This window comes from Candidatus Thiopontia autotrophica (genome assembly GCF_982804495.1).
The window spans coordinates 1-6,019 of sequence record NZ_CEYDPX010000003.1 but is presented as its reverse complement, the minus strand read 5'-3'; the positions used below and the strand labels follow the sequence as shown (position 1 = coordinate 6,019).

General features: G+C 48.8%; 6 protein-coding genes. 3 read left to right on the top strand and 3 right to left on the bottom strand.

Annotated features, from left to right (window positions below; translation table 11 throughout):
* Positions 1-29 precede the first annotated feature (29 nt).
* Positions 30-791, bottom strand: a complete 762-nt coding sequence (locus tag AC3ZFK_RS01915; RefSeq protein ID WP_487506178.1) for a TatD family hydrolase — start codon at positions 789-791, stop codon at positions 30-32.
* A 77-nt stretch (positions 792-868) separates the two neighbouring features.
* Between AC3ZFK_RS01915 and AC3ZFK_RS01910 the strand changes: the two genes are divergently transcribed.
* The 3 genes from AC3ZFK_RS01910 to AC3ZFK_RS01900 are packed head-to-tail and all read left to right on the top strand — an operon-like array spanning position 869 to position 2,883.
* Entirely contained in the window at positions 869-1,306 is a 438-nt protein-coding gene (locus tag AC3ZFK_RS01910) for a hemerythrin domain-containing protein (protein WP_487506179.1), read from the top strand.
* A gap of 9 nt (positions 1,307-1,315) precedes the next feature.
* Complete coding sequence (locus AC3ZFK_RS01905) at positions 1,316-1,582, top strand: DUF2249 domain-containing protein (RefSeq protein WP_487506187.1); 267 nt, start codon at positions 1,316-1,318, stop codon at positions 1,580-1,582.
* 5 nt (positions 1,583-1,587) lie between these two features.
* Positions 1,588-2,883 (top strand): hypothetical protein, encoded by a 1,296-nt coding sequence (locus tag AC3ZFK_RS01900; RefSeq protein ID WP_487506180.1) that lies wholly within the window; start codon positions 1,588-1,590, stop codon positions 2,881-2,883.
* Between the two features lie 87 nt (positions 2,884-2,970).
* Here AC3ZFK_RS01900 and AC3ZFK_RS01895 read toward each other — a convergent pair whose 3' ends face one another.
* Both AC3ZFK_RS01895 and AC3ZFK_RS01890 read right to left on the bottom strand, forming a co-directional pair.
* On the bottom strand, positions 2,971-3,969 hold the full coding sequence (locus AC3ZFK_RS01895) for a zinc-binding dehydrogenase (RefSeq protein WP_487506181.1): 999 nt from the start codon (positions 3,967-3,969) through the stop codon (positions 2,971-2,973).
* Between the two features lie 11 nt (positions 3,970-3,980).
* Complete coding sequence (locus AC3ZFK_RS01890) at positions 3,981-5,924, bottom strand: heme lyase CcmF/NrfE family subunit (protein WP_487506182.1); 1,944 nt, start codon at positions 5,922-5,924, stop codon at positions 3,981-3,983.
* Positions 5,925-6,019 lie beyond the last annotated feature (95 nt).

Sequence of the window (6,019 nt, the reverse complement as noted above, 5' to 3'; positions counted from 1 at the left end):
TTATATGTTTACTCTGTTAAGTCAATCATTTAGGAAAGCTCTAAAACGTTGACTATGTTTTTTGTGCTCTCTTCAGCTACTCTGTCTAGCGACTCTCCTCGAATATCTGCAATGGCCTGCGCAATTGCTGGAAGCTGTTCGGGAGAGTTTCTCTCACCTCTTGCCCAGACAGGGGGGAGATCAGGCGCATCGGTCTCCAGGGCTATTGAGTGCAGAGAAACCTCACGCACTGTTCGATGGAGTTTGGCTGCATTGGGTCGTGTTACCACACCACCTACACCAATCAGAAACCCCATCTCTATATACTGTTGAGCCTGTTCCAGGCTTCCACTGAAAGCGTGGACAACTCCTCCGTAGTGGTTGTGCTCATGCAGTATTTGAACTGCCTCCTGATGTGCCTTGCGCACATGAAGTAGAAGAGGGCGCTTGTGTTCTCTTGCTATATCCAGTTGTCGGATAAAAAGTTCCCTCTGTCCTTGACGATCACTATCTGGCAGATAGTAGTCCAGACCAATCTCACCTACCGCAACAATATCGCTATTGGATGAGAGCACGGTATCCAGAGCAGTCAAATCTTCCGTCGTATGCTGAGCAAGAAAGAGGGGGTGTAGCCCAATGGCCACCCTTAGGCAGCTCTGTTTTTTACGGAGCTGTAGTGCCTTGTCCCACTGCAGGCTACTGACCCCGGGGATGATTATCTGATCTACTCCAAGCGCAATACAGTTGCTAATCACCTTGTCACGATCTCTGTCAAAGTCAGGAAAGTCGAGGTGGCAATGTGAGTCAATCATTGATGAATATCAAATACCAAAGGTATTGTATAGTGAGATAATGTTAGCTGAAATCACAAAAATCATGAGTATATAGTATGGACGCGATATCAGACATTATGACACACCACCACCGTGCGTGTGATGAGCTCTTCTCAAATATGGAGAACGCTGTATCTTCTGGGGATTGGGACTCTGCAGATAGTGCATGGAAGGAGTTTCAGGGGAACATATTGAACCACTTCGCCAGTGAGGAGGAGACGCTGTTTCCTGCCTTCGAGGATGTGACAGGAAATAGCCAGGGACCGACCATGGTGATGAAGATGGAGCATGAGCAGATGAGGTCACTGCTTGATGGGTTGAAGCAGGCAATGGAAGAGAGACATGCCGAGCAGGTGCTTGGGGTTGCGGATACCTTGATGATGATGATTCAACAGCACAACATGAAAGAGGAGCAGATTCTCTATCCAATGATTGATCAGGCACTCTCCCCGGCTGAACCCATTATTGATAAATTGACTCTCTCTGCTGAATAGGGCGTGGACATGGTTGAGGGTGAGATCATCTGTGATGTTCAGAATTTACCGGCACCGGAGCCGATGCAGAAGATCATGGATGCTGTAGCAAAACTTGGTGAAGGTGAGTATGTGCGCATGTTGCACCGTATGGAGCCTTATCCTCTCTACTCTGTGCTTGATGATATGGAGTTTGACCACCTTCTCTATCTTGATGGCGAAGCCCCATACGAGATCATGATCTATGGCAGGAATGACCAACTGGCCAAAGAGCGGGTGAATGGGCAGTATGGTTAGAGCAGATGATTAACACTGCAAATATCTCGATAGAGAATGCACCACCAATCCATATTCCCTTTCGTTTTATCCTGACCGCTCCACTGTTCGGGCTTGTTTTTTCACTACTGTTACTCTTCTCTGGGGCTGAACTAATCTCCAGCAGATGGAATCCTGGAATGATCGGTGCGCTACATCTCGTCAATATAGGGATGTTGATGATGGTTGTAATTGGTGTTCTGTTTCAGATTCTTCCAGTACTGGGGGGCGTCCATTTTAAATGGCAGGGGACCATATCTAGAGTAATCTATCTCTCGTTAACGGTTGGGGTGCTGTTCTACTCTGTTGGGTTTTTCTTCTCCGAATCCAGTCTTCTCTTCATCTCCTTCATTGTGCTAACTGTTGGGCTGTTGCCATATATACTACTGCTACTGTACGCTCTATTCATGGTTGATAATCCGCCTGAGACCATCTATCTGTTTCGTTATCCGGCCCTTTTCCTGCTGCTACTGGTTGTAGTTGGGGTGGTGCTATTGATAACCCCGGGAATTGGACGTGTAACCCTGTTTCCACTGACCGATATCCATGCAGTCTGGGCGTTTGGTGGGTGGTTCACCCTGCTTCTGATGGGGATCAGTTTTCAGATGATACCCATGTTTCAGGTAACACCAGACTTTCCTGGGTGGATCAAGAAGCTGGTGATTCCATTTGTGGCTGTGATGCTGCTGTTGTGGGGTGTAGTGAGGATGGCTGGGTTCTCTGGTCTGGAGGCAGATATTTTTCTTCTCCTTGCTGCTGGTGCCATGGTGGCCTTTGGTGTTTCCGGCTTACTGATTATCGCCAGGAGAAAACGCAAGATATTTGATGCGACAGTATATTTTTGGCAGTTTTCGTTTATATCCCTGATTATCGGGTCATCCATGCTGATCTACTCACTACTGTTTTCAGGAAAGATTCCAGGATGGTTGGCACTCTTCTGGATCTTCTGTTTTCTGTTGCCGATGGTGTCAGGAATGTTGATAAAAATTACCCCGTTTCTGGTTTTTCTCCATCTGCAGCAAAAGGTCATCAAGGATCCTCAGCAGATGAAAAACCTTGCCAATATCCCAAATATTTTTCAGATCCTCCCAACACAAAGCGCCCGGATACTGTTGATGCTATTCTCTCTATCCGTGGTCGCATGGGGTGGGGCACTGCTCTTCCCGGCTGCAATTCATATTGTAGGCCTGGTTCTGGCTATCTTCTTTGGGTGGATGTTCTGGACCGTCTTCAACTGTTACAAAACCTACTGGGTTAAATTAACCGAATTTGGTATTGCTTAGAGATCATGTAGTTATCAGATGTTTCTGATGTAGTTGCGATGGTATTCCGGACCTATCACATCAAGCTTTTTCAGAGGTAGGGGATATCTACCCTGTTGTTAGTACAATCTTGCCAGTCGTGGAGCCTTCCTCAACCATGCGGTGGGCATCGGCTGCCTGTTCCAGTGGCAATATATGGCTAAGGTGTACTTGAAGCTTTCCAGCCTCAAAGAGCCTGGTGCACTGTTCAAGGATCTCCGTCTGGTGTAGACGCATATCATGCAGAGCGGAGACCAGAGGTGTAAGCATAAGCTCCTGGGTGACCCGCAGGTTGCGACCACGGGCACTTTTCCAGTCAGCCTGCTCTGGAATCTGCAGTAGGGTTACAACCTCACCGTAGTTGCCTGCGGCGCGCAGAGAGTTGTTGAAGGTCTCACCTCCTACAGTATCAAAAACCATGTTGACCCCGTCTTTGCTGCTCCACTGCTGAACGGCCGCCACAAAATCATCCTCTTTATAGAGGATCGCAAGGTCGGCACCAAGTGATTTAACAAATTCAGCCTTCTCTTTGGAGCCTACAGTTGTAGCTATCCTGGCATCAACTGTAGACGCCAGCTGGATAGCCAGATGTCCCACACCACCAGCACCGGCGTGGATAAGAACCTCGTCTTCCGTATGCAGAGTGCCACGATCAAATAGTGATTCCCATGCGGTGATCAGGGCAAGCGGGGCGGCTGCAGCCTCCTCAAAACTCAGGTTTTCGGGCTTTCTGGCAACATAGTGCTCATCTACCACCGCCATCTCGGCATAGTTTCCTGTGGCACCACCCAGGCCGCCATTAAAGTAGTAGACCTCATCACCAGGTTTAAAGCGGGTGCACCCGTCTCCACTCTCTTTGACAACTCCGGCACCATCACAGCCCAGAACATGATGAGGAGCATCAGTGAAGTAGACCCCATTGGCTCGCAATTTGGTATCCACTGGATTAACTCCAGCAGCATTAACCTTAATCAACAACTCATCCGGAGAGCTGATTTCGGGTTCCGGTATCTCCTCATATTGAAGCTGTTCAGCTCCACCAGGAGATCTCATAACAACTGCTTTCATTGCGTTGGGTATTATCCGGCTTGGGCCTCACGAGCACGCTTTGCTATCCGTCTGTAACGTGGATCAGTTGCTGCCAAAATCCCGCCAAGAGACATCACCATAACCCCTAGCCATATCCACTGGATAAATGGCTTGTAGTAGACACGCATGGCCCAGGCATTACTGTTTTTGATCGGTTCACCCATTGCAACATAGAGATCACGGAAAAGCCCCTCATCAATAGAGGCCTCAGTCATAGGCATGCTCTGTACGGTATAGAATCGTTTTTCAGGATGGAGCACGGCAACCTCCTGCTGGTTTTCATCATATACGTACACTAGTCCCTCTGTCGTGGTGTAGTTTGGACCTTGACGCTCCACCATTCCATCCAGATGGAATGTATAGCCTCCAGCCTCAACCTTGCTGCCTGGTTCCATCCGTACATCCTTCTCAATACTGAATGCAGTAGTGAAACCAACTCCGATGATGAACAGTCCAAGTCCTGCATGAGCGACCAGCATTGCTAAATGGCTTCTGGATATTTTCTTGTTTCGGGATGACTTGTTCCAGAAATCCTGAAGCATGGTGATGATTATCCATACCGCAATAGCTGAACTTATACTCAACTGAATGGATGTTGTGTCGAATATCAGGAAGGGGAGAGAGAGGCCAATTATCAGCGACACAAGTAGCGCCGCCTTCTGCTCACCAATAACACGACCTGGCTTGTCAGCTTTCCAGCGAATAACCGCGCTCAATCCAATCAGGAATGACATCGGTAACATGATGGGGACAAATACGGCATCAAAGTATGGAGGGCCAACTGAGATCTTGCCCATCTCTAGTGTATCAAGAATAAGAGGGTAGAGAGTTCCAATAAGTACCGTCATGGTGGCAACCACCAGCAGGACATTGTTTACCAGTAGCAGAGTCTCTCTGGAGAACGTCTCAAATTTACCTCCACCACGAATCATTGGCGCGCGCCATGCATAGAGAGCCAGTGACCCTCCAATAACGATCGCCAAGAAGAAGAGAATAAATACACCTCGTGACGGGTCAGAAGCAAAGGCGTGAACCGATACCAGAACACCGGAACGTACCAGGAAGGTTCCCAGCAGACTTAGGGAGAAGGTGAAAATTGCCAACAGAACAGTCCATACTTTGAAGGCGCCACGTTTTTCAGTCACAGCCAGAGAGTGCAGCAGTGCTGTTCCCATAAGCCATGGCATGAACGATGCGTTCTCTACCGGATCCCAGAACCACCATCCACCCCAGCCAAGCTCATAGTAGGCCCACCAACTGCCGAGTCCAATTCCCAGAGTCAGGAAGACCCACGCAATTGCTGTCCAGGGGCGAGACCAGCGTGCCCATGTAGCATCCAGATGTCCACCAATCAGTGCAGCAATGACAAATGCAAAAGGCACTGCGAAGCCAACATATCCCATATAGAGGAGTGGAGGATGGATAATCAGCCCCGGATCCTGTAGCAGCGGATTCAGATCACGACCATCAGCAGCAGCAGGGATAAGGCGGTCAAATGGGTTTGAGGTGAAGAGAAGAAATAGTAGGAAACCGATACTAACCAGCCCCATAACTGCAAGCGCACGAGATGTCAGGGTAAATGGAAGACTCTTGCTAAACCAGGTAACTGCAGCACCCCACAGACTCATAAGAAAGGCCCAAAGCAGCAGAGAGCCCTCATGGCCACCCCAGATCGCGCTCACCTTGTAGATCATGGGAAGTTGAGAATTTGAGTTTGTGGCTATATAGCGGACAGAGAAGTCGTCTTGTGCAAAGCCGATCCCAAGCAGAATTATTGCCAACAACAGAAAGAGGAACTGTCCTTGGGCGGCAGGACGTGCCAGAGCCATCCAGTTTGAGATCCCTTTATGTGCTCCAACCAGAGGGATAATCCCCTGAATGATAGCAATTGAGAGGGCAATCATCAGGGCAAAGTTGCCTAGCTCAGGAATCATTGTTTACTCTCCAGCATTCTTCTCTTCCCCTCTTCATGGCCAGCCTCTAGCGCCTCGGCAACCTCTGGTGGCATGTAGTTCTCATCATGCTTGGC

What these genes read in the sequence shown, in the direction of transcription:
- AC3ZFK_RS01915 (WP_487506178.1), bottom strand. Translation starts at nt 791, where the DNA reads ATGATTGACTCACATTGCCACCTCGACTTTCCTGACTTTGACAGAGAT.
- AC3ZFK_RS01910 (WP_487506179.1), top strand. Translation starts at nt 869, where the DNA reads ATGGACGCGATATCAGACATTATGACACACCACCACCGTGCGTGTGAT.
- AC3ZFK_RS01905 (WP_487506187.1), top strand. Translation starts at nt 1,316, where the DNA reads ATGGTTGAGGGTGAGATCATCTGTGATGTTCAGAATTTACCGGCACCG.
- AC3ZFK_RS01900 (WP_487506180.1), top strand. Translation starts at nt 1,588, where the DNA reads ATGATTAACACTGCAAATATCTCGATAGAGAATGCACCACCAATCCAT.
- AC3ZFK_RS01895 (WP_487506181.1), bottom strand. Translation starts at nt 3,969, where the DNA reads ATGAAAGCAGTTGTTATGAGATCTCCTGGTGGAGCTGAACAGCTTCAA.
- AC3ZFK_RS01890 (WP_487506182.1), bottom strand. Translation starts at nt 5,924, where the DNA reads ATGATTCCTGAGCTAGGCAACTTTGCCCTGATGATTGCCCTCTCAATT.